The organism is Klebsiella sp. Shm-1, from assembly GCF_040804525.1.
GTDB classification, from domain to species: Bacteria; Pseudomonadota; Gammaproteobacteria; order Enterobacterales; family Enterobacteriaceae; genus Klebsiella; species Klebsiella pneumoniae.
Map to the genome: position 1 here is coordinate 121,704 of NZ_CP161824.1, position 25,817 is coordinate 147,520.

General features: G+C 48.4%; 22 protein-coding genes and 10 pseudogenes. 12 read left to right on the plus strand and 20 right to left on the minus strand.

Annotated elements, in window-relative coordinates:
• Nucleotides 1-164: 164 nt before the first annotated feature.
• The 3 genes from AB1E37_RS26070 to AB1E37_RS26080 form a co-directional block, all read right to left on the minus strand.
• Nucleotides 165-1,312 (minus strand): IS3 family transposase gene (locus tag AB1E37_RS26070; RefSeq protein ID WP_088476848.1). Its coding sequence is split into 2 segments (ribosomal slippage): nt 165-1,075 and nt 1,075-1,312, totalling 1,149 coding nucleotides; the frame shifts between segments, so codons are not numbered across the junction.
• A 60-nt stretch (nt 1,313-1,372) separates the two neighbouring features.
• Nucleotides 1,373-2,314 (minus strand): hypothetical protein, encoded by a 942-nt coding sequence (locus AB1E37_RS26075; protein ID WP_367777110.1) that lies wholly within the window; start codon nt 2,312-2,314, stop codon nt 1,373-1,375.
• A gap of 85 nt (nt 2,315-2,399) precedes the next feature.
• Nucleotides 2,400-2,654, minus strand: coding sequence for an Hha/YmoA family nucleoid-associated regulatory protein (locus tag AB1E37_RS26080; RefSeq protein WP_065809477.1), 255 nt, complete (start codon nt 2,652-2,654; stop codon nt 2,400-2,402).
• Between the two features lie 176 nt (nt 2,655-2,830).
• Between AB1E37_RS26080 and AB1E37_RS26085 the strand changes: the two genes are divergently transcribed.
• Nucleotides 2,831-3,967, plus strand: a complete 1,137-nt coding sequence (locus tag AB1E37_RS26085) for a tyrosine-type recombinase/integrase (RefSeq protein ID WP_014386529.1) — start codon at nt 2,831-2,833, stop codon at nt 3,965-3,967.
• Nucleotides 3,968-4,032: 65 nt separating this feature from the next.
• Here the strand turns inward: AB1E37_RS26085 and AB1E37_RS26090 are convergent, their stop codons facing one another.
• From AB1E37_RS26090 to AB1E37_RS26125, 8 genes are all read right to left on the minus strand, one after another.
• On the minus strand, nt 4,033-4,350 hold the full coding sequence (locus AB1E37_RS26090; protein WP_004026552.1) for a hypothetical protein: 318 nt from the start codon (nt 4,348-4,350) through the stop codon (nt 4,033-4,035).
• Between the two features lie 151 nt (nt 4,351-4,501).
• Complete coding sequence (locus tag AB1E37_RS26095; RefSeq protein ID WP_004186935.1) at nt 4,502-4,825, minus strand: hypothetical protein; 324 nt, start codon at nt 4,823-4,825, stop codon at nt 4,502-4,504.
• A complete protein-coding gene (locus AB1E37_RS26100; RefSeq protein WP_004181760.1) occupies nt 4,822-5,580 on the minus strand; it encodes a hypothetical protein in 759 nt (252 codons plus the stop codon). Before AB1E37_RS26100 ends, AB1E37_RS26095 begins: the two co-directional genes overlap by 4 nt.
• Nucleotides 5,577-6,536, minus strand: coding sequence for a DNA replication terminus site-binding protein (locus AB1E37_RS26105; protein WP_004026549.1), 960 nt, complete (start codon nt 6,534-6,536; stop codon nt 5,577-5,579). Before AB1E37_RS26105 ends, AB1E37_RS26100 begins: the two co-directional genes overlap by 4 nt.
• 42 nt (nt 6,537-6,578) lie before the next feature.
• A complete protein-coding gene (locus AB1E37_RS26110; protein WP_024198103.1) occupies nt 6,579-6,986 on the minus strand; it encodes a hypothetical protein in 408 nt (135 codons plus the stop codon).
• Between the two features lie 9 nt (nt 6,987-6,995).
• Nucleotides 6,996-7,460 (minus strand): hypothetical protein, encoded by a 465-nt coding sequence (locus tag AB1E37_RS26115; protein WP_004181762.1) that lies wholly within the window; start codon nt 7,458-7,460, stop codon nt 6,996-6,998.
• 47 nt (nt 7,461-7,507) lie between these two features.
• Entirely contained in the window at nt 7,508-7,750 is a 243-nt protein-coding gene (locus tag AB1E37_RS26120) for a hypothetical protein (protein WP_004026547.1), read from the minus strand.
• Entirely contained in the window at nt 7,737-8,300 is a 564-nt protein-coding gene (locus AB1E37_RS26125) for a hypothetical protein (RefSeq protein ID WP_224324662.1), read from the minus strand. The genes AB1E37_RS26120 and AB1E37_RS26125 overlap by 14 nt, the downstream gene beginning before the upstream one ends.
• A 74-nt stretch (nt 8,301-8,374) precedes the next feature.
• Between AB1E37_RS26125 and AB1E37_RS26130 the strand changes: the two are divergent.
• A pseudogene (locus AB1E37_RS26130) lies at nt 8,375-8,757 on the plus strand (transposase); the annotation flags it as partial.
• Between the two features lie 149 nt (nt 8,758-8,906).
• Nucleotides 8,907-9,023, plus strand: a pseudogene (locus tag AB1E37_RS26135) (transposase); the annotation flags it as partial.
• Between the two features lie 224 nt (nt 9,024-9,247).
• Here the strand turns inward: AB1E37_RS26135 and AB1E37_RS26140 are convergent.
• A pseudogene (locus AB1E37_RS26140) lies at nt 9,248-10,264 on the minus strand (IS110 family transposase).
• 66 nt (nt 10,265-10,330) lie between these two features.
• Here AB1E37_RS26140 and AB1E37_RS26145 point away from each other — a divergent pair.
• Both AB1E37_RS26145 and AB1E37_RS26150 read left to right on the plus strand, forming a co-directional pair.
• Nucleotides 10,331-11,313: pseudogene (locus AB1E37_RS26145) on the plus strand (IS3 family transposase); the annotation flags it as partial.
• Nucleotides 11,314-11,523: 210 nt separating this feature from the next.
• Nucleotides 11,524-12,060, plus strand: a complete 537-nt coding sequence (locus AB1E37_RS26150; RefSeq protein ID WP_032414401.1) for a hypothetical protein — start codon at nt 11,524-11,526, stop codon at nt 12,058-12,060.
• 137 nt (nt 12,061-12,197) lie between these two features.
• Here the strand turns inward: AB1E37_RS26150 and AB1E37_RS26155 are convergent.
• Nucleotides 12,198-12,471, minus strand: a pseudogene (locus AB1E37_RS26155) (IS3 family transposase); the annotation flags it as partial.
• Nucleotides 12,472-12,818: 347 nt separating this feature from the next.
• Here AB1E37_RS26155 and AB1E37_RS26160 point away from each other — a divergent pair.
• Nucleotides 12,819-13,559 (plus strand): annotated as a pseudogene (locus AB1E37_RS26160) (tyrosine-type recombinase/integrase).
• A gap of 821 nt (nt 13,560-14,380) precedes the next feature.
• Here the strand turns inward: AB1E37_RS26160 and AB1E37_RS26165 are convergent.
• Nucleotides 14,381-15,391: a RepB family plasmid replication initiator protein gene (locus AB1E37_RS26165; protein WP_048291867.1), complete on the minus strand. Its 1,011-nt coding sequence runs from the start codon at nt 15,389-15,391 to the stop codon at nt 14,381-14,383.
• A gap of 729 nt (nt 15,392-16,120) precedes the next feature.
• Between AB1E37_RS26165 and sopA the strand changes: the two genes are divergently transcribed.
• Both sopA and AB1E37_RS26175 read left to right on the plus strand, forming a co-directional pair.
• Complete coding sequence (gene sopA / locus AB1E37_RS26170; RefSeq protein WP_004211841.1) at nt 16,121-17,287, plus strand: plasmid-partitioning protein SopA; 1,167 nt, start codon at nt 16,121-16,123, stop codon at nt 17,285-17,287.
• Nucleotides 17,287-18,258 carry a ParB/RepB/Spo0J family plasmid partition protein gene (locus tag AB1E37_RS26175; protein WP_004117790.1) on the plus strand — a complete coding sequence of 324 codons (972 nt, stop codon included), beginning with the start codon at nt 17,287-17,289 and terminating at the stop codon, nt 18,256-18,258. Before sopA ends, AB1E37_RS26175 begins: the two co-directional genes overlap by 1 nt.
• 1,366 nt (nt 18,259-19,624) lie before the next feature.
• On the opposite strand, the pseudogene AB1E37_RS26180 reads toward AB1E37_RS26175, so the two are convergent.
• The 5 genes and pseudogenes from AB1E37_RS26180 to AB1E37_RS26200 all read right to left on the minus strand — a co-directional run bounded on the left by AB1E37_RS26180 (nt 19,625) and on the right by AB1E37_RS26200 (nt 23,006).
• A pseudogene (locus AB1E37_RS26180) lies at nt 19,625-19,853 on the minus strand (type II toxin-antitoxin system Phd/YefM family antitoxin).
• 78 nt (nt 19,854-19,931) lie between these two features.
• Nucleotides 19,932-20,561 (minus strand): annotated as a pseudogene (locus AB1E37_RS26185) (DUF4113 domain-containing protein); the annotation flags it as partial.
• Between the two features lies 1 nt (nt 20,562).
• Nucleotides 20,563-21,530, minus strand: a pseudogene (locus AB1E37_RS26190) (IS3 family transposase); the annotation flags it as partial.
• A gap of 424 nt (nt 21,531-21,954) precedes the next feature.
• Entirely contained in the window at nt 21,955-22,296 is a 342-nt protein-coding gene (locus tag AB1E37_RS26195) for a hypothetical protein (protein ID WP_048291869.1), read from the minus strand.
• Nucleotides 22,296-23,006 carry a lysozyme inhibitor LprI family protein gene (locus AB1E37_RS26200; protein WP_063444649.1) on the minus strand — a complete coding sequence of 237 codons (711 nt, stop codon included), beginning with the start codon at nt 23,004-23,006 and terminating at the stop codon, nt 22,296-22,298. Before AB1E37_RS26200 ends, AB1E37_RS26195 begins: the two co-directional genes overlap by 1 nt.
• A gap of 450 nt (nt 23,007-23,456) precedes the next feature.
• Between AB1E37_RS26200 and AB1E37_RS26205 the strand changes: the two genes are divergently transcribed.
• The 4 genes and pseudogenes from AB1E37_RS26205 (at nt 23,457) to AB1E37_RS26220 (ending at nt 25,296) form a co-directional block, all read left to right on the plus strand.
• Entirely contained in the window at nt 23,457-23,678 is a 222-nt protein-coding gene (locus AB1E37_RS26205) for a DUF2188 domain-containing protein (RefSeq protein WP_072060588.1), read from the plus strand.
• 100 nt (nt 23,679-23,778) lie between these two features.
• Nucleotides 23,779-24,285 (plus strand): annotated as a pseudogene (locus tag AB1E37_RS26210) (DUF4113 domain-containing protein); the annotation flags it as partial.
• A gap of 100 nt (nt 24,286-24,385) precedes the next feature.
• Nucleotides 24,386-24,829, plus strand: coding sequence for an antitoxin Xre/MbcA/ParS toxin-binding domain-containing protein (locus AB1E37_RS26215; protein WP_004026357.1), 444 nt, complete (start codon nt 24,386-24,388; stop codon nt 24,827-24,829).
• Nucleotides 24,826-25,296 (plus strand): RES family NAD+ phosphorylase, encoded by a 471-nt coding sequence (locus tag AB1E37_RS26220; RefSeq protein ID WP_004144067.1) that lies wholly within the window; start codon nt 24,826-24,828, stop codon nt 25,294-25,296. The genes AB1E37_RS26215 and AB1E37_RS26220 overlap by 4 nt, the downstream gene beginning before the upstream one ends.
• A gap of 110 nt (nt 25,297-25,406) precedes the next feature.
• Here the strand turns inward: AB1E37_RS26220 and AB1E37_RS26225 are convergent, their stop codons facing one another.
• Nucleotides 25,407-25,667, minus strand: a complete 261-nt coding sequence (locus AB1E37_RS26225) for a hypothetical protein (RefSeq protein WP_048291871.1) — start codon at nt 25,665-25,667, stop codon at nt 25,407-25,409.
• Nucleotides 25,668-25,817: the final 150 nt, after the last annotated feature.

The window sequence follows — 25,817 nt, forward strand, 5'->3', positions numbered from 1 at the left end:
AGAAACAGATTGATCTATAGCGACTTGTTAGGATCATTTAGCAAAAACCAATCCCGAAAGGCCTGCTTGCTATCGAAGGTGGGAAGGTTATGTATGGACAAGTTCCAGTTAATGATTTTCACTATAAAAGACAAAAATTCAATTTCTGAATCGCCACGGATAATCTAGACACTTCCGAGCCGTTGATAATACTGGTTTTCATATTCTGTCGGTGACATCTGATCGCTAGAACCATGCCGACGCTTACTGTTATAAAACATTTCGATGTAATCAAAAATATCGCTGCGGGCTTCTTCCCGCGTTCCGTAGAGCTTTTTCTTTATCCGTTCGCGTTTCAACAACTGGAAAAAGCTTTCTGCAACCGCATTATCATGGCAGTTACCGCGACGGCTCATGCTGCCCTCCAGGCCGTGTGATTTCAGGAACGACTGCCACTCATGGCTTGTGTATTGACTGCCCTGATCCGAATGAACCAGCACCTGTTTTTGGGGATTACGCCGCCATACAGCCATCAGCAGTGCGTTCAGGACAATGTCCTTTGTCATCCGGGATTGCATGGACCAGCCGATAATTTTGCGTGAGAACAGATCAACAACCACGGCAAGATACAGCCAGCCTTCGTGGGTCCTGATGTAGGTTATGTCCGTTACCCAACGCTCATCCGGAGCATCCGGATTGAACTGTCGCTGGAGCCTGTTGGGCGACACGATACTGGCTTCGCCTTTACGTGCCCGCGGGCTCCGGTATCCAACCTGAGCCTTTATCCCGACACGTTTCATCAGTCGCCAGACTCTGTTCACTCCGCACTGTTGCCCGCTGTCCCGCAGATCCAGATGGATTTTGCGATAACCATAGACGCATCCCGATTCCAGCCAGAACTGTTTAATCTGTCCTGTCAGTCTTAGGTCTGCCTGATGGCGTTGTGAATGCGGCTGCTGAAGCCAGGCGTAAAAACCACTGGGATGAACATCCAGCACCCGACAGAGCAGGCGAACAGGCCAGCAACAGGTGTTGTCACGGATAAAGGCGTACCTCAGTCGGACAGCTTTGCGAAGTACGCCGCGGCTTTTTTTAATATGTCCCGTTCGTCGGTAACCCGCTTCAGCTCTTTCTGGAGACGGCGGATCTCGGCCTGAGCATCTGACTGTTCTTTATTAGTGGAAGAATCCGGACCGTACTTCTTTATCCAGGCGTAAAGGCTGTGGGTGGTGATATCGAGACGTGTTGCAACGCTGGCAACAGAATAACCGCGATCAACAACCTGTTTGACTGCTTCAATTTTAAACTCTTCGGGATAACGCTTACCGCTCATGGGCACCTCTCTTTAAGCCATCTTAAATGACTCTGAGGTGTCTGTTAAACCCGTGGCGATTCATTCAGCCTCATTCAGTACACCCTCTCCTTTTTTCCGTATATAGAAGTCATACCATCGTTCGTAGGCGGCAACATTGATAGATTCAGATGCTTCCAGAAGCCGGGGGATATAATAAACCAGTTCTTCAAAGGCAATACTGCCTTGAGGGATATCAGAACGGCTCAGGCGACAAAGAAGGTTAATCGTGGCTCGAAGGTGATGCCACTGCTGTGCCGGGGAGGATGGGAGGGCGTTCATGCTTATCGGAAGTTCATGAGGAATTAAAGCAAGGATCTGATTTCCACTGGTAGACAGCTCACGCCGGTACTGGTGTAAAGTATGGTGTTTAACCTTCTTCATCATAGGATGGTAGATCCATTTTTTCGCTTCCTCAGAAACGAAAAGTAACTTTTCTATCGCATCCATCATCTTTATGCCTTCCCCATTCTCACGATATGGAGCGATGATACTTTCAATCCGAACGGCATCGATCTCCACCAGCGCCAGCTGGTCTGTTTGCGCTAACAGGTCTGGATTGGGCTGGATATCCTCCGACGTATCATTAATAAATATCCCGATTGTCGTATCGTTACATATCCCTGTGAGGTCAGCATTAAGGCCACAAACAATCCCACCACCAGCGAGATTTTTGAGGTTAACTATCCCTTTCTCCTTACCCTGCAGAAGATGAGGGAGAGCAAGGTATTTTTTTTCCTGTATTTTCACCTTTATGTATTTTTTTATATGTTGTAGTGTGAGCTCACTACAAACCCCTTTTACTTCTGTGCTGTGGCTAAAATGCCATTTTTTATTTTGACCCTGCCTGGCAATCAGGGAGGTCCCACAGATGAGGCAGATACAGTTACACGAAAGCCCATTTTCAACGCTGGCGATATCAACAATTTTATTTGAATCCGTATCAAATCCAAACGGGATCCATTTTTGTGCATTACGTCGCATGTATATTCCTCGTTAAAAATGAGTAAAGGAATTCTACATCATCCGTTTTTATCAAACCTGGAATAACAGCTTCTAATTACATTATTCATATCTCATCGGGGATGAGATGCCACACGGAAGCAGGTATTTTGTCATAGTTTTTTTTCATGTAGATCTCAGCCCTGCGGTGATCATAAGATCCGTTCAGGCTGGTTATCTTATTTATATCCCCACCTTCATCATTTAATTTATCCAGGATACGCTCAAACACTCGGTCAAGGGTTTCAGTCGTACTGCACTTTCTGAACTTCAGGAGATAGGTTTCTCTCAGGCTACTGTGCGCATTTGGGCTTTTCAACAACGACGCTCCGGGGCATGTTCAAAAACACTGGCTATTTTCGAAAACAGTAAACGAAGTTCCACGCACAGGCAAGAGAAGCCATTTGATTAATTCACGTTCTGCCTGGATTTGAAAAAAAACAATGTTACTATACTGGTTATAAAAACAGTATCAGTGAAAAGACATGAGATCTTCCCATGACAGATAAAACCAAACTGGTTGCTATCTCACGAACCGATGACATGAGCGCTCTGGATGCACTCAAGCTCTTGCGGTTTCGCCGGTACAATACGGCCAGAAGTCAGTTAAGGGTCACGAGTGTCTGGTCTGCATGGTGCGCCAGGCACGGTCTGACCCCCTTCCCGGTCACAGCGGTTGATGTCGAGCGCTATATTAATGGGCTGAATGGATCCGTTAAAATGGCGACTATCTCTCATTTTATTGCATGCCTTTCAAGCGTTAACAGCAGCCTGGGTTTTCCAGACTTCCGCAACGTTCTGATAAAAGCACTGGTTCAGGTATGGCGGGCGCGGGAGAATGAGAAAAAAATCGTCACCGGTCAGGCCCTTCCATTTCTTATATCCGATCTCAATATTCTTCGCCGGTCGCTGCATAAAAGCGATGACCTGAGAGACATACGGGACCTTGCAATGATATGGGTTGGGTTTGAAACCCTGCTGCGTAACGTGGAAATTCGAAGGATTAAAACCGGCGACCTGAAATGGCAAAATGACACGTCCTGTTACCTTCTGGACGTCATGCGGACCAAGACAAGCCTTTCAAGTAACCTGACATTTCAGCTCTCACCACAATGCAGTCAGCATGTCAGACGGTTGATTGAGACGGTGGAATACACCGATACCGAAACCTTCGGGCACCGTTTTCTTTTTCAGCCTGTAAACATCCATACAAACCGATATTTCCCGTCCACCAGCAGTAAGCTATCCCGGGGAAAATCCATAGACAGGATGCTGGTCAAAGCAGGATTCAGTGAGGGGTTACTGACGCAGCTACAGAATGAATCAAAGGTATCACGGGAAGATGTTGGTATGCTGTCCTCTAATTCACTGAACCAGGCATTTGCACGCCTCTGGGGGATTGCCGGGAAGGTCGGCGACAGTAACCGACAGTCCGGGCGGTACCGGACATGGACAGGACACAGTGTGCGTGTGGGGGGAGCCATAGAGCTGTTTAAGGCCGGGTACTCCCTGGAAAAGATTACCGAGATGGGGAACTGGTCTGATCCAAAGATGGTCTTCCGTTATATCCGTGGATATCTTGCCAGTGAAAAAGCCATGGTAAGCTTTATGCGTAATCATCTGGACGACATATAGATTTTACTGAGAGAAACGCCAGCACTCAGCAACATGTTTCTGAGCGCTGGTCACTTATGAACTTTTCAGATATTCAGTTCTTTCAAATCTGTCACAACAAAATCCCCTTTTCCTGAAAGACTATCAAAATCATCGAGTGTAAATTCATGGGTGTGATACCAAATGACCCTGCATGTGGGGCAGGTAACAGGTAACAAATCTTCCGCTAACTTTTCGCTGTTATGGATAACCTCACCCATCTCGTTATGTTCGACAATATAACCACTTATGCAAAGGGTTTCGTACCCATGAGCACCGGTAACAATATGGGTTGCTGTTCTCTCACGAATTTCCCCATTAATTTTAATCTGCTCTCGAGTGGTAATCGTTCTTTTATTATTCATGAAAACTCCGGATGATATTTAAAAACGGCTGACATTGCTCCCTGCTTCGGAATAATTGTGAAGGCAGCCAGGAAACCTGAAAATATGTTACCCTGTGCCTGAATCAGTTCTGGTGCGTCTCACGAATGAAAATGAGAGGCGATATCATGGATTATCCTTTTTGAGCAGCTTTTTCTTCTTTTCTTTGTTTTTTTAATCTCCGTTTTGCCCGGAAATTTGCAACGGTATAGAGAGTGACAGATGCAATGAAATTCACCAGTGCAGCAAACTCTACTGCCAGATTGATCACGGCAGGTTTGACAGGAAGCCAGAGTGAGACAAGGAGAAGGAGGAACGATGTGATACACCGTAAGGCGTGTACATTAGAGCCTCCACTCTGGTTAATCATACCCGTACCGGAACAGATTTTGTTTGTCAGATAATTTAATCCGAATGCACAAACAGCAGTTACTAACAAGAAAATAGCGTAAGTCATTTTTCCTCCAGAGGCTTTAATCTTAATTTGACCACGTTAACCAGTTTCATTACTCCCGCCTCATCCGGTACGAAAATGTAACGACATCTCGGCCATGTCGCGTGTGTAAATATCTTACCAGCGGTGTTGATATTCAGAGGCATAAGCCTTTCAGTCTTACTCAACGGCATTTTCTCTATCGGGATCAACCCTGACTTAAAACTTTTTATCATTAAGTCGAGAGGGGTTTTACAATCTTTATTGCTCATCGTTTCTGTGTAACGGATCATCCCGGCAATCGTTACCTGTATCGTTCCTATATCAGATTCGAATTTCGGCAGCACCGGCCAGTAAGGAATTTCAAAATCCACACTGGTAAGCGCCTGTTCGTAACCCTGCTCATTTGTTTCTGCAACCGTTTTAAGGCCTGGAAACCGGGCGTGCATAAATTTGATAATCTTTACCACATTGGGCGTGCTGGCCTGACGCTGATATATCTCTGGCAGCCATGTGGACGTGGTGGCCCATGTCGTGGTGCATGCATAAGTTTTTTGCTCCATATGCCATAAAATAGAGGTGTCAGCCAGGAAGTGATGAACAGTCAACAGCTCGGCCAGCAGCCGATCTTCATCTGGATGTGTTATGGCATTTTTGAAACAGACCTGTACACGAAAACGTTCTTTTGCAGACAGAAAAGTGTTTCCCCTACTGACGGCCACTTTGTATAACCTCCTGGCCGGATCAGCTTCACAAATCCCGGTTAAAATCCGGCTCATTTTGACTCCCTGATGACTTCCACCAGCCCTATACGGGGCAGGACAGAACGATATTTTTCATTAAAATCGCCGCGCTTCTGCCTTTCACCTTTTACGTAATTTTTTAACGGATTAAACCGGCCCGGTTCGCTGAACAAAATTAATGGTAAAGGCGCGCGAAAGTTGAGTTTGTACGGCCCATGAACATCATCTGGATCTTCAGGACTGGTGTACCGGATATTGACGTTAACAGCCGGAAAGTTACTTTCCCGGATAAGCCGAAATTTTCTCAAATTTTCATCGTCATGACTCACTTCATCATTGAGCAACGACAGCATCATGATTTCTTCGGTTCGTTCCTGTTTCAGCCGTTCAACATCCTGTTTTGTCAGACTGATATCCGGCTGGAGCTCAGTTATCTCCCTGCGTAAGCGGTCGATAACCGTTTCCAGCCGGGTAAATTTATGAATGACAGGGATTTGCCAGGTGAACCCCAGGGAGCGAATTTGCTCAGTAACGATCCGGATATTACGGGACACCTGTAAAGTCACCAGCCACGGGTAAACCTGATGCAGAATTTCTGACCGGGAGTCCTGGTAATGAGTGATAGCTTTTACAGCATCAGCAAATTTGTCGCGAAGCCGGTTGATTTCACCCACCAGCGACATCACCTGATCATGATTGTTTCTGACCACAACGAACCCGGGATATTTTCGGGTGATTTTGGTTGAATAATGCTCATCCCTGACATGGACTTTATCAACCCGCTGCTGCCGGTAAATATCCACCAGGGTGTCGACGTCGGGTACCGAATGAGTCACATTGATTTCCTGTGGAGGATTCAACTCCTCAACACTACGGGGCTCCGGGAGCGTGGCAAGGTAAGATGAGCCGATATCGCTGTGACGGAGTAAACTGTGCAGCTCACCGAGTTTGCGTAGTTGCTCTTCGTTGTAATGGGCAAAGTCAGTATTCATATCGTCTCCCGTATCGTATTCCTGAACGTGCGACGGTAATCGTTAAACAAACTCTGGTAAAGACTTAAACGTCAGCCATACAGGCTGGCGTCGCCCGTCCCTGCATACTCTGACGAGGCGGTAACGGTTTTTCTCCATCGTGACCAGCCAGTACCCATCGGAGACAGGGCGGTCGAGAGTGACCAGTTTTAACCCGTAAAAACCCATCGAGGTAAACAAACGCCCTTCCCGCTCCCGGAAAGAGACCGTGAAGGACGGGAACAGAAGCCAGAATGCAGTGAAGAAGACATACCAGGTATACGGAACAGTCAGTTGTAGAATTTCATAGTTCCTGACGGTAGCTGTGACCAGGCCAAGGCTTAATACAGCAGCAATGCTGGCATATACTTTGAAAGACGCGCTATCGGAGTTTTTCCAGGTAATACCACTAATACAATGCACTTTGCTCATCGCCTTGCCTCAATGTAGTTGTCTGCGCACTTTCATCCGGGGAAGAATTTCTTTCTCCCACAGAGACCTTGCATTCCCATGCCCCCCCAGGAGTTGCATTGCACAAACCCTGTTAAACACGGTTACTTCTTTCCTGATTGCCTGGGTTTGGCTGTCTGTGAGCTCAATGCATTCCGGTACCAGCTGCATAACACCGTTCATCATTTCGGCCTTTATGAGGCCTGGACCGTCTTTTGGGTCGGCCTCACAGGATTCCTTTACATTAAACCCGAATGAACAAAGAAGCTGGCCCTGTGCCTTAGGCCCCATCTGGACCCCCCGGCTATCGACGGTAAAGCGGACGATCGCGTAATCCCCTCCCTGGTCGCTGGTTATGTTTCTTACCAGCATGCTGACCGGAGTCATATGAAGCCAGCTGTAGATACCCAAAACAATTTCTTCTTTTAAAATCATATTCAATTTACTGGTTCTCATTTTCTAATTTATGAATATGAAAACATAAAAAAAAGCTCTGTAAAGCCCTAATCTGTAGAAAGCAAAGGTTTGGTGGCTTTTAACTTGTACTCAATAAAAATTCCGGCTGCATCTGCAGCTGTTATTTCAGACAATATGGCATCAATGATTTCCGGCTCCGTGATGTTATTGAACCCCTGCTTACGAACCATCTCTTTAACGCACTCAAAACGTCGGGCTGTTGCCGGGTCGATGACAAATGTATTTAGATGCACATCATCGCATACGCCAGACGTCTCATTTAGTTTCATGTTCACTCTCCAGATCAGGGATGAAGTCAAAGTTGTACGCAATCGCTTTTTCAGGTGATTCACCCGCGATGAGTTTTAACCAGGAGTAAGAGTCTTGCTGGTTAAGAAAAATAACGAGATACCCTTCATCCGCGCTGTTTCGCTGTTTAATGAATTCAATCTCATTATCCATTCCGAAACCAAATGGTCCATGTATAACACGCGACTGCTCTGGAAGCATTGAGCTGAACATTGATACCACGACTTCCCTCAGCTCCAAATTTTGGTGCGCAATAAAAGCCACTCTTTTACCTTCCTTAACGGAAGCTACAATTCGTTTAACACTCGACTTCACGTTATAGCGATACACAATCAACCGGAGCCGGGTCATGCAGAGGAAAATAATACATACGCAGCTGACAAGAGCCCCATAAGCTGAGCCTTCAATGAACCAGTTAAGGAATCCCAAAACAACCAGTCCCAAAAAAGTAACTAAACTCAACAGGAAAATATAAAAATTAATTTTACGGTCTTTTGGATACCAGGTAGATGCAACGGCTATAATAGCCACTACGCCGACTAATGCTGGACTGACCCCGCCCCGGTAGATGATCCTGCCCTATAGTGTGAGCACAGGAGGAGCCTATGGGCACACCACGATTTACACCTGAATTTAAGGAAGAAGCCGTCCGTCAAATAACGGAATGCGGTTATTCCGTCGCCGAAGTATCTGACCGTCTGGGTGTTTCTGCACACAGCCTCTACAAGTGGCTACGGGCTATCAAACCTGATAACAGCGAGCAGTATGCCCGGGGTATACTGGAAGCTAAAAGCGAGACCCTGAAACTCCGGGCGCAGCTAAAACGAACCGAAGAAAAATGGGATATCCTGAAAAAGGCCGCGCGGTACTTTGCAAGGGAGCCAGGCTGAAGTACCGCTTTATCAATGAGCACTGCACTGTATGTGGTGTCATGACGATGTATCGGGTACTGAATGTCGCCCGGGCCGGGTACTATGCGTGGCTGCATATAACGGCGAGCGCCTCTACGAATCCCTGAATAACCTGACGCCGGAAGAATACCGGCTGATGGCTGAAACTGATCTCCTCCCTGAAAACAGTGCCAGGCTAAACTGAAGTCTCCGGTCTTACTTCCATCTCACAGAGAGGCACATCGCCATGCAAAAGACCCGCTATACCGAAGAACAGATAGCATTTGCGCTGAAACAGGCCGAAACCGGCACTCGGGTGGAGGAAGTCTGCCGAATGATGGGTATTTCTGAGGCCACTTTTTACATCTATGGACTACCTCCTTTTTACAAGTACTTAATCTGGTTTTGGGTTGTTGCTTACATCTATCCGGCATCAGGAAAATCTGTGCCAAATGGGGAATTCGCACACAATCGCCTCAACAACTGGACGGCCTCTGAGGCCAGTATAAAAATCAGGTTCCGATTGTGCAGGTGCAACCTGTCACCATTTCTCAGTACGCTGCAACTTTTTCTGGCAGGGGATTAATTTCACACTACCTGATACTCGGTCTCATTTCTCAGCATCGACCAGATTATTCGCGCGTTTTTGTTAGCGACCGCCACGGTCGTTTTATTAAATCCGCGCCGTTCCTTTAACTGGTTAACCCACTGATTCATATGGCCATCATCGTTATTCGTGGCAACCCTGACGACAGAGCAGGCACCATGAATAAAAAGTGTCCGCAGATGCTTGTCGCCTTTTTTCGTCATATTCATCAGCACTTGTCTGTCGCCACTCGAATGCTGGCGTGGAACCAGACCCAGCCATGCAGCAATGTGGCGGCCATTCTTAAATTCAGTTCCTTTGCCAATAGCAGCAACAACGGCAGTGGCCGTTTTAGGGCCAATGCCTTTAACTCTGGCGATACGCTGACAGGCTTCTGATTGCCTGAATACTGTTTCAATTTCCTTATCAAAAAAATGGATCCGACGCTCGAGATCGTTAAAGAGATCATAGAGCTCGGCAATTGTTCTGCGCATACGGGAACTTAGACCGTTTTCTGCATCTTCAAGGATAAGAGGAATAGCCCGGCGAGCTCTGGAGACAGCACTGCCAATGGGGATCCCCCGGTCAAGTAACAGCCCTCTTATTTGACAGACTGTAGCAGTGCGGTGATTGACAATACGCTGCCTTGCCCGGTGTAAAGCCTGGATATCCTGCTGTTCGGGGCTTTTTGGCGACACGAACTGCATTGTCGGTTCCATCAGAGCCACTGCGATGGCCTGTGCATCATTACCATCATTTTTTTGCCCGTGGACAAAGGGTTTTACATACTGAGGACTGATGACCTTTGCTTTGTGCCCCAGTTTCTCAAACTCACGCTGCCAGTAAAATGCCCCGGTGGACGCTTCGATCCCAATCAGACATGCAGGAATATTTGCCAGCGTCTAGAGCAATTCTTTTCGGCCAGTTCGTTTCGTATAAACCGGTTTGCCGGCCTGGTTTAACCCGCAGAGCTGAAAAACATTTTTAGCCAGATCAATACCCAGAAATACGATATTCATGGTGATTCTCCTGGTGAGCACATTTCGTACAGTTAACCGCAGCGGGAGGAGGTAGTCCATCCCATTAACTGGAAGAAGAAATTCGCTGGTCTGGGCGTGACCGAACTGTGGCGTCTGCGGTAACTGGAGGATGAAAATCAGCGTCTGAAACATCTGGTGGCCGATTTAAGTCTGGACAAGGAGATGCTGCAGGAGATACTGAAACAAAAGTTCTGAGGTCGGCTCAGAAGCGTCAGGCGGTGCATTTTCTGCGGGAGGCTTACCGTATCAGTGTCCGGCGGGGATGCGGACTGCTGATGCAGAGCAGAACCGTTTACCACTGGCAGAGCCGGCGGGATGATCGGGCGATAACCCTGCGTATCCGGGAAATAGCAGAAACCCGGATCCGCTACGGTTGCCCGCGTATTCATATTCAGCTGCGGCGGGAAGACTGGCCTGTTAACCACAAGAAAACACACCGGATTTACTGTCTGGAAGGCCTCAACCTGCGCAAAAAGCGCCCCCGCAGGCATGTCAGTGCAGCACATCGTCAGCAACGTCCGGTCCTGACCGGAGTCGATCAGTGCTGGAGTATGGATTTCGTGTCGGATAACCTGTTTAACGGACGACGTTTCCGGGCGCTGACTGTAGTGGATAATTTTAGTCGGGAGTGTGTGGCGATCCATGCCGGAAAGTCGCTGAAAGGTGAGGATGTGGTCGGTGTGATGGAAAGGTTGCGGGTGCCGGGCAAGCGCCTGCCGGTACGTATTCAGACAGATAACGGCAGCGAGTTTATCTCGAAAAGTCTGGATAAATGGGCGTATGAGCACGGTGTTACAATGGACTTCTCCCGCCCCGGAAAACCAACGGATAACCCGTTTATTGAATCATTTAACGGCAGTCTGCAGGATGAATGCCTGAACATTCACTGGTTTCTCTCACTGGAAGATGCGCAGGACAAACTCGACAACTGGCGCAGGGAATATAATCATGAGAGAACGCATTCATCATTAAATGACATGACTCCGGCTGAATTCATCCGAAGTCTCCGGAAAGACGAAGCTCTCTGATTTAGCACTGCACTGAATTTGGGCCAGGGTCAAAGTTAAAAAGGAGCACACTAAAATCCTTAGATCTACAGAGGTTCCTCCTGGTGTTCCCTCAGGAGACTATCTAATGCTGGAGACCAGTGCTTATATTTTTGCGATGAAGCAACCTAGAGGGTATACCTACATTGGTCTGGTGAAGAATTTAATCAACGAAGGTGAAGGACATATTTGGTGGAAAATATAAATAACGATGTACCACAGCATCAACCTTACCGAAATGAAAAGGTATTTAATTCCGGTAAGACAGCGCTTGAGCTCAATTTTTCTGAGACAAATGGCAGTGTGAATCTTATCCTTGCGGGGCCTTTAGTATCGAAGCCGGGAAGTTTTGACTGGACTGGTCAAAAGGCCTTTTCAACAAAGCTGAGTGATGATGAAGTGATCACCTTGTGTATGGCGTTTCTTCGCCTTACTCATGAGGCTGTTCTGAAAGATAAAAAAACAAAGCACCATAATAAGCAAGTCTACAAAAACGTAAAAGTTACTTTTGATGGTAAATCTACAGCAATGATGGAGGGGGGAGTTGTAGCTATCAACAAAGACGAGAGAGACATTAATTTTATACATAAAATTAGTATTGATCCTGCCGCTTGCCTTCGCTTAGGTCTTTTCCTCTTGTCCGTCATACTGGCCCGAAATCCAGGGGTCCCATCTGACGCGGTTCTAACGTGCATGCGTCTTAATGCAAATGCTCAACTACAAAAGTAACTTTTCTATCTTATCATTCCCGTTTTACGGGAATTTCAAAAAAAGATACTTCCCTTAATGGGGAAAATACGCTCGGTTCATAGGATACATTAGATGTAACTATGGACTGACCCCATGCCTGTAGACAAATTCTGTCCTCACGACGAGGCCTGTTCGAAGGCCTCCGGACTGACGCCGCCGGGATGACTGTGGCGCCGGGTCGGATTGTAGAACACTTCAATGTAATCGAAGACATCCGCCCGGGCCAGATCCCGGTTTGGTATGTTCTCTTACTAATGCGTTCTTTTTTCAGTGAACTGAAGAACAATTCGGCCACCGCATTATCCTGGCAGTTGCCACGCCGGCTCAAGCTCGGTGCCAGGTTATTGGCCCGCAGAAGCGGTGCCAGTCGTCACTGCCGTACTGACTACCCTTACACAACCACAGACGGAACATGTTAAAGATCATTCCTGCCGATCGCATCTGGAAGGTAGCCGTTTCTCGTCTCCATTACTGCCAGTGTCAACATAGCTGTTTGTCCTGGCATTACCCCATTTCTCCCAAAAACGACGAAAGTGCCTGCAGGCCGCGTCATAACTGGCTTAAGCATAGATCTTAACCGCAAAAGGATCCTTTACGCATTTGGTTTTACCCGCAATAATGTGGGATAAGACAACAAAAGGATCCGCGCGCTGCGATTTATTGTCATGGCAGGATCAGCCGCTTCAGGCCAGAATAGCTGTATCCAAACCCGTTGTGCGCTACGTGAAAAATAACTCATGAACAGCATCATTCCCCTGCAGAATTCACCAGATCGCGTCTCCCTGCTGCCGATCCGCCCCGGGCGTTGATTTTGCGACCGCGGTGGCACTCCGGCGGATGGCCACCTCAACAGGTGCCACGCCGGCTTACCTCCTTGCGCCGGAAGTGAGCGCCCTCCTCTGGTATATGCCGGACCAGCGTCACCACATGTTGTTCGCCACCATGTGGAATACCGGGAGCCGTATCGGTGAAGCCCGGACGCTCACCCCGGAATCCTTCGACCAGGATGGTCTGCGCCCTTTTGTTAGGGTGCTTTCGGAGAAAGTGCGGGCGCGCCGCGGGCGGCCGCCAAAAGATGAAGTGCGCCTGGTGCCGCTGACGGATGGCAGTTTTGTGCGTCAGATGGAAAGCTGGATGGTCACCACCCGCCCCGCCGGCGGGAGCCGTTATGGCCGGTCACGGATGAGACAATGCGCAACTGGCTGAAACAGGCGGTGAAGCGGGCTGAAGCTGATGGCGTGTATTTTTCGATCGCCGTGACGCCGCATACCTTCCGGCACAGCTATATCATGCACATGCTTTATCACCGGCAGCTCAGGAAGGTCAACCAGGCGCTGGCCGGGCATAAGGATCCGCGCTCGATGGAAGTCTATACCCGGGTATTTGCGCTGGACATGGCTGCCACCCTGGCCGTTCCCTTTACCGCTGACGGTCGAGATGCCGCGGAGATCCTTCGCTCCCTGCCACCGGCCGGCTGAGATTGTCGGGCAGGCGGCCGGGGCTTTGCCACTTAGTGAAGGAGATAAAGACAAACGCATTCCAGACGAGGCAGAGTCAGTCAGTCGCTTCTGAGTCTCTCACCGTGCCGGCTGCAGAAGCGTTACGCTTATCCAGTATGACCCGGGCATCATTCCATCCGGGTCTGGAGAGAAATATTCATACCGCATCCCGTGTCGCCTCACCTTCTCATTGCACCATGACATCATTCGTATTAAGGAGCCCCGGTCCCCTGGTGACCAGCTGACATCTTCATACCGCAGACAATAAAACTTACTGCGATCCGGATATCAGCAGGTTACAGGGGATGTACCTGAGGGCCTTTCCAACCGGGTAAGCCAGGTCGTTATTCAGTATATCGTCGGTGACTGCGTCCCGGGCCATTTCTGACAGCCATCAGGTTTCCTCTTTATGATTGCAGATATCAGTGCGAAGCTGGCTGAGGGTACGATAGGATTAACGAACTTCGGAGGACTGGTTTTAGCAGCTCTTGTATGGCAATGCCGGAATCAACGCTCTGCTGAGTGGCTTCATTCAGTGCGCACCGGGGATTTACTGAAATATTGACTGTGGGATGCAGTCACGTGGAGAGCTCTCAATTGGTCGGGTAACACCCTCGTCAAACTTGCATGCTGCAGTCAATATCAGCATATTCTGGCCATAAATGACATACTGCAGTCAATATTGTCCGATCTTTACCTGCAGGAAGGAGAGCGAATATTGACTGTAGTATGCGTGATGCACCTCACAGTCAATAACTAATTGCGTATGCATACGGCAGTCATGGTAATGCATATCGCAGTCAATTTTCCGGCTTCATCGCCGATAGCGCTTCAGCAAGTTTCTGCGGATCGATGCCTGCAGCCTTCAGTGCCTTGATGACTTCGTCATAATTCTGCTCCGGCGCCTTCTCTTCTTCCTCCTTGCGCGGTACCTTCACCGTCCCGCTGATGAGTTTGGGATTGCGATTATGAACGCTAAAGTAAGTCGCCCGGCCACGTTTAAACTCGGTGTAATCCAGATAGCCGATATCCCGAAGTTGCTCCATAGCCTTTCGGACCGTGTGGTTCTGCGTATAGACATTTGAGGTAAGATTCAGCCGGTCCCGCATACGTTTCATGGAGATAGGTGCGGGATTCTGGGGAAGGCTCTCGATGTAGGTATACAGCGCCTGGGCAGATTCCTTCCGCTGCAGGGCGTCAATGGCTTTCAGCCGAAGCAGGACCCGCCTGTCCATATGGTAAAGCTCAAAGAGCTTGGGTTCAGCCTTGATCTCCACGATATCCTCGTTGATGTCATAATAGGCTGACTGCACCAGATGGGTGGTCCATCCTTTGGTCTCGCTCTGGAACTGCAGGGTAACCGAGGCGAGTTTAAACAGGGAATTGCTGATGCGATCCCGCATTTTCTTGTTTGAGCGCCGTGAGTCAAATCCACACATCTTAACGAATTCAACGAACGACAGTTCCAGGGTGTCACTTTTTACCCCATACTCAGACATCGAGCGAATGATCCCGAGCCAGACTTTAAAATCCGTGTCCATATCAAGACGCGAACCGGTGATCTTAACGTCGGTGTACCCTTCGCTTTTGGCGATGGACAGCTGTACGAGCTCCTCAGTGGCATCTGTGACGTTTTTACGGTTTGCCTTACTCCTGGAGGTTGATTTCAGGGTTGGAACGAAGAGACCGAGCCTCATGAGCGCTACCGGCTGCACAGTACTGGTACTGTTGACATCCAGCTTAACAACTTCGCCGGTTGTCTTGTCCACTTCCTGAAGATTGAGAGGTAAGCTGTTATTTTCGCTCGTCATCTTGATCCTCAACGGTTATCCACAAAAGAATGTCGTTATACGTATCGCAGTCAACGGATATACATACCTCAGTAAATACCGTTGCATATCACAGTATTAGATTTCGCATACAGCAGTCAACTTTTTACATTCCACAGTCGATCCAGTATGACGTTCAAGCCAGTTACAGCGCCTGCTGCAGCGATCCGGGGATCTCTTTAGGATCTCAATATGATCTCTTTGGGATCAATTACTGGATCGAAGCAATGAATAACGTTAATCCCCAGCCAGATCTACCCCACCACATTCGGGGTTCTGCAAGGGTAATCTGAATGCCGCATGAGTAACTCTCCCTGATTTAACATTAAATATTGACTGCGATATGTAGAATGTTCTTTTGTTGTTGACCAGCCCTCGGCGTTTAGTTTCATACCATAGTCAATTTTTCACATATCACAGTCAACTTCATGAAGATAGACTAATCCGGAGAAGTATCCGGCATCGTAGCGTTCGTGCTTTGTGCAGTCTCTGTGCTTTTCCACTTCCTCACTTCGTGAGATCGCTTACTACGGCGAGCGGCAGTGAGAAATATTGACTGCGGTAAGTGATTGAGCCTCTCTTCTCCGGTTTACAGCTTTCATTACAGTCAGCTTTGCAATTTTCAGATGACTTTGCGATTTTATTGTTGCTTTGCAAATAATCCCAAGATTTAATAAAATGATGCAAAGCGATGATTAAAGGATGCTCAGAATGGGACTGATGGATATACTTAACCAGTGCATTACTGCTGGACATGAGATGACGAAGGCTATCGCCATTGCGCAGTTTAATGACGACAGTCCGGAAGCAAGGAAGATCACCCGCCGCTGGAGAATTGGTGAAGCGGCGGATCTGGTTGGCGTTTCTTCTCAGGCAATCAGGGATGCAGAGAAAGCCGGCCGGTTACCTCACCCTGATATGGAAACCCGTGGCAGAGTTGAACAACGTGTTGGTTATACCATCGAACAAATCAATCATATGCGGGATGTGTTCGGTACCCGACTGCGGCGTGCAGAAGATGCTTTCCCTCCGGTGATCGGGGTTGCGGCTCATAAAGGGGGGGTTTACAAAACCTCCGTTTCTGTTCACCTAGCTCAGGACCTAGCCCTGAAAGGACTCCGTGTTCTTCTCGTTGAAGGCAATGACCCACAGGGAACTGCTTCTATGTATCACGGATGGGTGCCCGATCTTCATATTCATGCTGAGGACACTCTCCTGCCCTTTTATCTTGGGGAAAAGGATGATGCCAGCTACGCTATTAAGCCCACCTGCTGGCCTGGCCTTGATATCATCCCGTCCTGTCTGGCACTGCACCGCATTGAAACTGAGCTGATGGGGAAATTTGACGAAGGCAAATTACCTACTGACCCGCACCTGATGCTCCGTCTGGCCATTGAAACGGTCGCTCATGATTATGACGTGATTGTTATCGACAGTGCACCCAACCTTGGTATCGGTACGATAAATGTTGTATGCGCTGCTGATGTATTGATTGTCCCTACTCCGGCAGAGCTGTTCGACTACACCTCCGCACTGCAGTTTTTCGATATGCTTCGTGACCTGCTTAAGAACGTGGATCTTAAAGGCTTCGAGCCAGATGTCCGTATTCTGCTTACCAAATACAGTAATAATAACGGCTCGCAGTCCCCGTGGATGGAAGAACAAATTCGGGATGCCTGGGGAAGCATGGTCCTTAAAAATGTTGTGCGCGAAACGGATGAAGTTGGTAAAGGTCAGATCCGTATGAGAACCGTTTTTGAACAGGCTATTGATCAACGTTCTTCAACAGGTGCCTGGCGTAATGCCCTCTCTATCTGGGAGCCTGTTTGCGATGAGATTTTTGATCGTCTGATTAAACCACGCTGGGAGATTAGATAATGAAGCGTGCCCCTGTCATTCCAAGACATACCACACATACTCAATCGACTGAAGATACCTCATCACCGGCGCCGGCTGCGCCGATGGTGGATTCATTAATTGCGCGCGTGGGTGCTATGGCCCGCGGTAATGCCATCTCTCTTCCGGTATGTGGACGGGAAGTAAAATTTACCCTTGAAGTGCTCCGGGGAGACTCTGTTGAGAGCGCTTCACGCGTATGGTCAGGCAATGAGCGCGATCAGGAACTACTTACCGAAGATGCTCTGGATGATCTCATTCCTTCATTTTTACTGACTGGTCAGCAGACTCCAGCTTTCGGCCGCCGGGTTTCCGATGTCATTGAAATTGCAGACGGCAGCCGTCGCCGTAAAGCCGCAATCCTGACGGAAAGTGATTATCGCATTCTGGTTGGTGAACTGGACGATGAGCAGATGGCAGCATTGTCCCGACTGGGTAACGATTATCGGCCGACGAGTGCTTATGAACGTGGTCTGCGTTATACAAGCCGGCTGCAGAATGAGTTTGCTGGAAATATTTCTGCACTTGCCGATGCGGAAAACATCTCTCGTAAGATCATTACCCGCTGTATCAATACGGCCAAACTGCCTAAATCCGTTGTTGCCCTGTTTGCACATCCTGGAGAACTGTCTGCCCGGTCAGGTGAAGCCCTTCAGAAGGCTTTTGCAGATAAAGAAGAATTACTGAAGCAGCAGGCTGAGACTCTCCACGATCAGAAGAAAGCGGGACTAATCTTCGAAGCTGAAGAGGTCATTAGTCTTTTAACATCCGTACTGAAACAATCTTCCGCATCAAGAGTTAATCTGAGCTCACGTCATCAGTTTGCTCCAGGGGCAACAGCATTGTACAAGGGCGATAAAATGGTGCTTAACTTGGATAGGTCCCGCATTCCTGCGGAGTGTATAGAGAAAATAGAAGCCATTCTTAAGGAGCTTGAGAAACTAGGAGTTTGATGCGGACACGCTTTAGTCTACGGTTATCTCCCTTTACTTCATTTCCTTTCTCACAGGCCAGAAAAAATAACTGGCCTGAATACTCTCTATGGGACCACGGTCCCACCTGTATTATCGATTAGGTTTCAGCCTGGGACCACGGTCCCACCTGCATCGTCGTTTAGGCTTCCAGCCTGGGACCACGGTCCCACCTGCATCGTCGTTTAGGTTTTCAGCCTGGGACCACGGTCCCACCTGCATCGTCGTTTAGGTTTCAGCCTGGGACCACGGTCCCACCTGCATCGTCGTTTAGGCTTCCAGACTGGGACCACGGTCCCACCTGCATCGTCGTTTAGGTTTTCAGCCTGGGACCACGGTCCCACCTGCATCGTCGTTTAGGTTTTCAGCCTGGGACCACGGTCCCACCTGCATCGTCGTTTAGGTTTCAGCCTGGGACCACGGTCCCACCTGCATCGTCGTTTAGGTTTTCAGCCTGGGACCACGGTCCCACCTGCATCGTCGTTTAGGCTTCCAGACTGGGACCACGGTCCCACCTGCATCGTCGTTTAGGTTTTCAGCCTGGGACCACGGTCCCACCTGCATCGTCGTTTAGGTTTTTAGCCTGGGACCACGGTCCCACCTGCATCGTCGTTTAGGTTTCAGCCTGGGACCACGGTCCCACCTGCATCGTCGTTTAGGTTTTCAGCCTGGGACCACGGTCCCACCTGCATCGTCGTTTAGGTTTTCAGCCTGGGACCACGGTCCCACCTGCATCGTCGTTTAGGTTTCAGCCTGGGACCACGGTCCCACCTGCATCGTCGTTTAGGTTTTCAGCCTGGGACCACGGTCCCACCTGCATCGTCGTTTAGGTTTCAGCCTGGGACCACGGTCCCACCTGTATCGTCGTTTAGGTTTTCAGCCTGGGACCACGGTCCCACCTGCACCGTCGTTTAGGTTTTCAGCCTGGGACCACGGTCCCACCTGCACCGTCGTTTAGGTTTCAGCCTGGGACCACGGTCCCACCTGCATCGTCGTTACATTATTAGTTTGGGACCGCAGTTCCATCAATGCCTGTCACGAACAGGTATTGGCATAGCGCCGGTGACCCGTTGAGCGGAGTAATCACGCAGCAGGACTGCTATTACAGGCGATGGTGAAAGCTCTGTTGGGAAATGAACGAAGCATGCATGTTGAGTGAAATCTGCAAAATTTCGCAGGGTATGCGGCTTAATTTTAAATTTCCGCCAGCATTTTTAAAGCCAGTTGCCGCCGCTGCGCGTAGGCCGGTCCTTCGTTCGGCCGGTAACCAGTTCCGGCCGTTTTTACGACCTTTGGATCACCTCGTCAGCAGTGTCTCCACTGTGATGTCGTTTGTCACGTTGTCCGATCACAAAATATATTGATTTTGACGTTCTGTTATCAATTGCGCCAGGTCTTTTTCGTCCAGAAGACCGAGCATTTTTTCATACAGAACCGCGGGCACACAATAAAAAAACAGGCCGGTTGCTGTCAATAATAGCGACCGGGTAGCCGCAGCCGGCACCGGCGCTGCCCACCGGATCGTTTTTAAGTTCGCTGACGCTGGCAGTTACATCACACAGAATGATATTTGTCATGGTTCCCCCCTGAGACAAGTCATCTGCATGATCGGTAAAGTATGATCTGGCGGCAAGTTCCGTCTGTCATTTCGCCGGTCAGAAACGGGCAACCGGCAGCTCCTTCCAGCGCGTGGTATATGCCGATGAAAGCATCTCACGTTTCATCGGCCATTCCGGGGCAATTCCTCTACCGGCAAACCATACTTTACCCAGCCCTGAGTTGTTGATCCCGTCCAGAACCATCATCAGCTCAGCACTGTGAGGCAGGCGGGCGTTCGTCGAACAGCTGCAGCTGCGAAACGCCAGACCCGGTGGAATCATTCAGCATAACTCCGGCTTTGGCATACCGGTGCCCATCCTTCCAGATACGCTCCAGAGCCGTTGTGGCGGCAGCAATGATATCCCTGGTGTCCTGAGTGGGTGTAAGCAGTTTCTCCGTGGCCACGTTACCGTAGTAAGGCTCTTTAACGGCGAACGGAGACGTTTTGATGGAAACGGAAATATGCCGGCAATACTGGTGCTCTTTACGCAGCTTTTCATAGGCCCGCTCAGCGTGCTGACAGATAGCCTGGTGGAGCGACTCGTACTCCATGATCTTCACACCAAAACTGCGACTGCAGACAATTTGCTGTTTCGTCGGAGGGGCTTCCTCAAGCGAAAGGCAGCTTTCCCGTTCAGTTCACGTACCGTTTGCTCTAGGACCACAGAAAAATTTTTGCGGATGAAGGTCGAGTTTGTCCTGCGCATCTTCCAGCGACAGGAACCAGTGAATGTTCAGGCATTCATCCCGCAGACTGCCGTTAAATGATTCAATAAACGGGTTATCCGTTGGTTTCCCGGGGCGGGAGAAGTCAATTGTGACCCCGTGCTCATACGCCCATTTATCCAGACTTTTCGAGATAAACTCGCTGCCGTTATCTGTCTGAATACGTACCGGAAGGCGCTTGCCCGGCACCCGTAACCTTTCCATCATACCGACCACATCCTCACCTTTCAGCGACTTTCCGGCATGGATCGCCACACACTCCCGACTAAAATTATCCACTACAGTCAGCGCCCGGAAACGTCGTCCGTTAAACAGGTTATCCGACACGAAATCCATACTCCAGCACTGATCGACTCCGGTCAGGACCGGACGTTGCTGACGATGTGCTGCACTGACATGCCTGCGGGGGCGCTTTTTGCGCAGGTTGAGGCCTTCCAGACAGTAAATTCGGTGTGTTTTCTTGTGGTTAACAGGCCAGTCTTCCCGCCGCAGCTGAATATGAATACGCGGGCAACCGTAGCGGATCCGGGTTTCTGCTATTTCCCGGATACGCAGGGTTATCGCCCGATCATCCCGCCGGCTCTGCCAGTGGTAAACGGTTCTGCTCTGCATCAGCAGTCCGCATCCCCGCCGAACACTGATACGGTAAGCCTCCCGCAGAAAATGTACCGCCTGACGCTTCTGAGCCGGCCTCAGAACTTTTTTTTGATAACTTCCTGCAGCATCTCCTTGTCCAGACTTAAATCAGCCACCAGACGTTTCAGACACTGATTCTCTTCCTCAAGCTGGCGCAGGCGGCGCAGCTCTGTCACGCCCATGCCGCCAAACTTTTTCTTCCAGTTGTAAAATGTGGCTTCAGAAATGCCCATCTTTCGGCAGACTTCCTCCACCCGAGTGCCGGTTTCGGCCTGTTTCAGCGCAAATGCTATCTGTTCTTAGGTATAGCGGGTCTTTTTCATGGCGATGTGCCTCTCCGTGAGATGGAAGAAAGACCGGAGACTTCAGTTTAGCCTGGCACTGTTTTCAGGGAGGAGATCAGATCTTTGGTAAAGGTGGCTGTTCCAATGTTCTTTACCCTACCTGTGACCATTAATCGGCAAGTTCTGAAGTGATTAGTAGCCCTGAATTCGTTATCCTGGAAACGCCTGTAAACCTCTTCAGGAGCATGTATCCGATTAACAACGTTGACCATTTCCGGTTCTGCTGGTTTTAGAGGTACTTGAGTTAACATCTGGAGTTTCTGTGTCATGGTTCGGAGGTGATGTAAGGACACCATGAACAACAAGCACTGCAAACGCTAATGCCAGAGAAATTGTAACTATTTTGGTCAAATGTTTGTGAGTTTTTAGCATCCTACTTTTCCATCATTTCGAGGGTTATGATCTGATCATTTCTGCGATAAACCTGTAATTGGTCCTGAGGAGATTTCACCGTTTTTTGAATTTCTCTTACGATATCTTTTGTCAGAATATCGCTAGCTTCCATGTACAAAACTCTGCGTTCATCAAGACTGGTACCGTTATCGGTAAGCCAGGATTCCGGTATTTCCGTTTTGTGGATTAGGGTCATGTATTTGACGATAAATTCATAGGTGAGGGTAAAGGGACCAATCTGATACTTTCCGTTATAAAAATGGCCTGCTGGAAGTTTTTGCCATTCGTCTTTGTTTAGCCTGATAAGAGTTGCTGAAGCCATTATCTTGCCACCTCGAGTATCTTGATGCGTTTGTTGGTCATGTCGGTAAGGCATTCTGTGTCCCTACGGCAGGTATCTTTTTGCTTAATCCACTCCCGCTGCGATGGCAGTAATTTTCTACGGGTTTCTGAGGGGAGTTTGTTCCAGATTTCATTAAGTTTCTGGTCACTTAGTGCATACCTGTCCTTATTTTCTGTGACTGAAGATGGAGCCTTGTTGTAAAAGACAGGAGAGCGGATACCTCGCTTATAATCATCAGCGGCTTGTTCTGCGATTTTGGCTCCACTGGGCGTCAGTAACTTGCTGAAAGAGCTGGTGTTAAAACTGAAATGACGCTGTTCACCATTAAAGCGAATACTGACCAAACTCATACTGGATTTTGACAGGTTATCCAGGTAGTCGAATGCATCGGTTCCAAAGGAACATACGACCTCTTTGGTATTGTCACGAATGTTGGGACGCAGGGCATGCATGCGGAAGTCTTTATTATTTGTGGTTGCGATGACATCAGCATAAGGGATGTTTGATTCAGCCTGTTTCAGCATGGCGAAACAAATACCCTTTAGGTCCGCATTCCTGTCCATTCCTAGAAACATCAAACCTTTTTGGTCTTCGCTGGCGACGCCAAATGATTTTGCATCAGGAAGTGCGTATACGGTGGCGTTAGACGCTGTTGCGCTTACTGAAACTGAAAATGCTGGTATCACCATGATTTTAAATTATTTTTCAAATTTCATTTTTATACCTTCCTTTGTTCGTTACCAGCACTTAAATCATCCATGGCTGGTACATAGCTTGTGATGCAATGAAATCTGGCAAGGAATCATGATTTTACATTGATCTGTAAAATCTATTGATATCATAAAATCGATCTATAAAAACGATCGATCGTTTTTTCTTATGATTGATAATTTTTAAATCATTAAGGGTGGTTTATTGTTTCTGCATTTAGGTTTTTAGGAGGTTGTATGGATATGGATTTCATTAACAGACTGATATTCATTGCATTAATTTAACCAACGGAGGGCAGCGCCTCCGCAAGATGTTTCTGTATTTTTGTTGAAAACAGGAAATGTGACTCATCACAAATGAAACGCAATATATAGTGTTTATTATTTAATATGGCACCACATGGTGTCGAACACTTGTCAGGAAACCTCATGGGAAAGAACCAACATGTCGTACCGCACAATGGTAAGTGGGCTGTACGTGGAGAGGGTAATGAACGGGTAACATCTACCCATCGTACACAACAGGAAGCAATAGATGCGGCTCGTTCAATCTCCCGCAATCAGGAAAGTGAACTGGTTATTCATCGACCAAATGGACAAATCAGAGATAGAGACTCTCATGGAAAAGATCCATTCCCCCCTAAAGGATGAGAAGTGAGGAAAAAAAGAGGCTATGCAGCCTCTTTTTTCTATCAATTTCAATAGAAATCCTGATCTGTTCATTTAATGAGCACAATCTTTTTCTTGATGTTTCGGGCAGCGTATAACAACGTATGAATCCATGCGGCAGGCAATTTGCCAGTATGCTGAACGTGCTGCGGAAAAATTGAGCCAGGAACGTCAGTACTGCGGTCAGGTATCAGCTTTCATAAAAACCTCGACTTTTTCAAAACATGAACCCTATTACAGCAAAGTCTCCAGCGAACAGCTCTGCATTCCATCACGTGATACGCGGGACATTATCGCGGCGGCGGGCCGGGCTCTGGATAAAATCTGGAAAGACGGACATAACTATGCAAAGGCTGGTGTCATGCTCAACGATTTCCGTCCCTGCGGAGTTACCCAGCTATCGTTATTTGATGAAGGGAGGTCGTATGCAAACAGTGACGCGCTCATGAACGTACTGGATACGATAAACAACTCAGGCAAAGTATGGTTTGCCGGTCGGGGCATCGCACCGGCGTGGTCAATGAAGAGAGATATGCTCTCTCCAGCCTACACAACGAGGTGGGACTCGATACCGATCGCTACACTCTGAGGTATCGCAATCAGGAAAAATGCCTTCCGTCTGCTGGTGGTTGATATTTGCTCCGGTGTTACCATTTGGGTATAATGTAATGACCAAATGGAGGTTTGCTATGAAAACATTTAGTTTGTCCTCAACTCCAGCCAGACCACAGCGCCTCTGGCAGGTTGCCGGGTTAAATAATGCTGATGGCGTAGCGCTCCTGGGGCAAATCAATGAAGGCCTGGACGGGAAGGTGGCAAACCGGATCACTGACTGGGCCAGAATAACCCAGAATGACCTGAGAAAAATGTCCGGTATCCCTTCAACCACATTTAGCCGCAGTGTGAAGGCACGTTTTAACCCGGAACAAAGTGAACGTCTGGTACGTATTATCCGCGTCATTGATCGGGCGGTAGATTTGTTTGAAGGCGACAAGGAAGCCGCACAGAAGTGGTTGAATGAACCTAACCGGGCATTGAGCTGGAAAGTGCCAGCAGACCTGATGGCATCCGAGACGGGAGCGTATGAGGTCATTAAGCTGATTACACGTCTGGAGCATGGGGTGTACTCGTGATCCTCTACAGGCTGACGAAAACAAAGTATCTTTCTACGGCCTGGACCGGATATGGTGCGAAAGAGGCTGGTGGGCGCTGGAATAGCGTGGGGGTGTCAATGGTATATGTCTCCGAAACGGCATCACTAACGATGCTGGAGACGCTGGTACACCTGCATGCGGCACAGATAATGGACTCTTTCACGCTACTGAGTATCGATGTGCCTGATGAACTAATCCAAAGCGCAAACATGGATGAATTACCGGACAACTGGGCTGATGAGGATGCGCCTCAGGAACTGGCTGATTACGGAGATGCCTGGTCATTTACCAGGAGCTCGGTTGCACTGCGTGTTCCCTCAGCCTTATCGCCGGTAGAGTTCAATTATCTGTTAAATCCTGAGCACCCTGAGTTTTACGGGATCGTGCAGAAGGCTCAACAGATACCGTTCCGGTTTGATAGTCGTCTTAAACCTGACAGGAAGTGAAGCAAGAGAGGATAGGGCGCTGTCATGATGCCTGGCGCTCCTGTCCGGTGTCACATAAAAAAAGCCCGCCAGCGGCGGGCAAAGTCTACACACAATTATTACAGGATGATTCAGGCAGTTTCTTCGTAAACGTTGTAATCCAGCTTTGCTCCACTGTAATTATGCAGGCTACTGGCTTTATTCATCGTGCAGCTGAACGCATTCGAACGATCGCCTGCACTCCCGTTATGCCCATAACGGGCAATTTCATACGGTTTCTCATAACTGCATTCTTCCAGCACAATAAAGGCTCCCGGTTCACTGGTCAGCAATTCGAAACCAAGACCTGAGGACTTTGTATTTCTTAACTGGTAATATGCAGTGAGTGTCATAATTGATTACTTAAAATAATATCGATGCAAAGATATTTCTACAGGCATAGTTGAGCCTGTAAAATTGCTGATAGCTCAGAGCGCTTGTAAGTAATAATAACTTATTCAAGTGGCGCGTCAATTGGCTAAATAACTTTACCTTCATTAAAT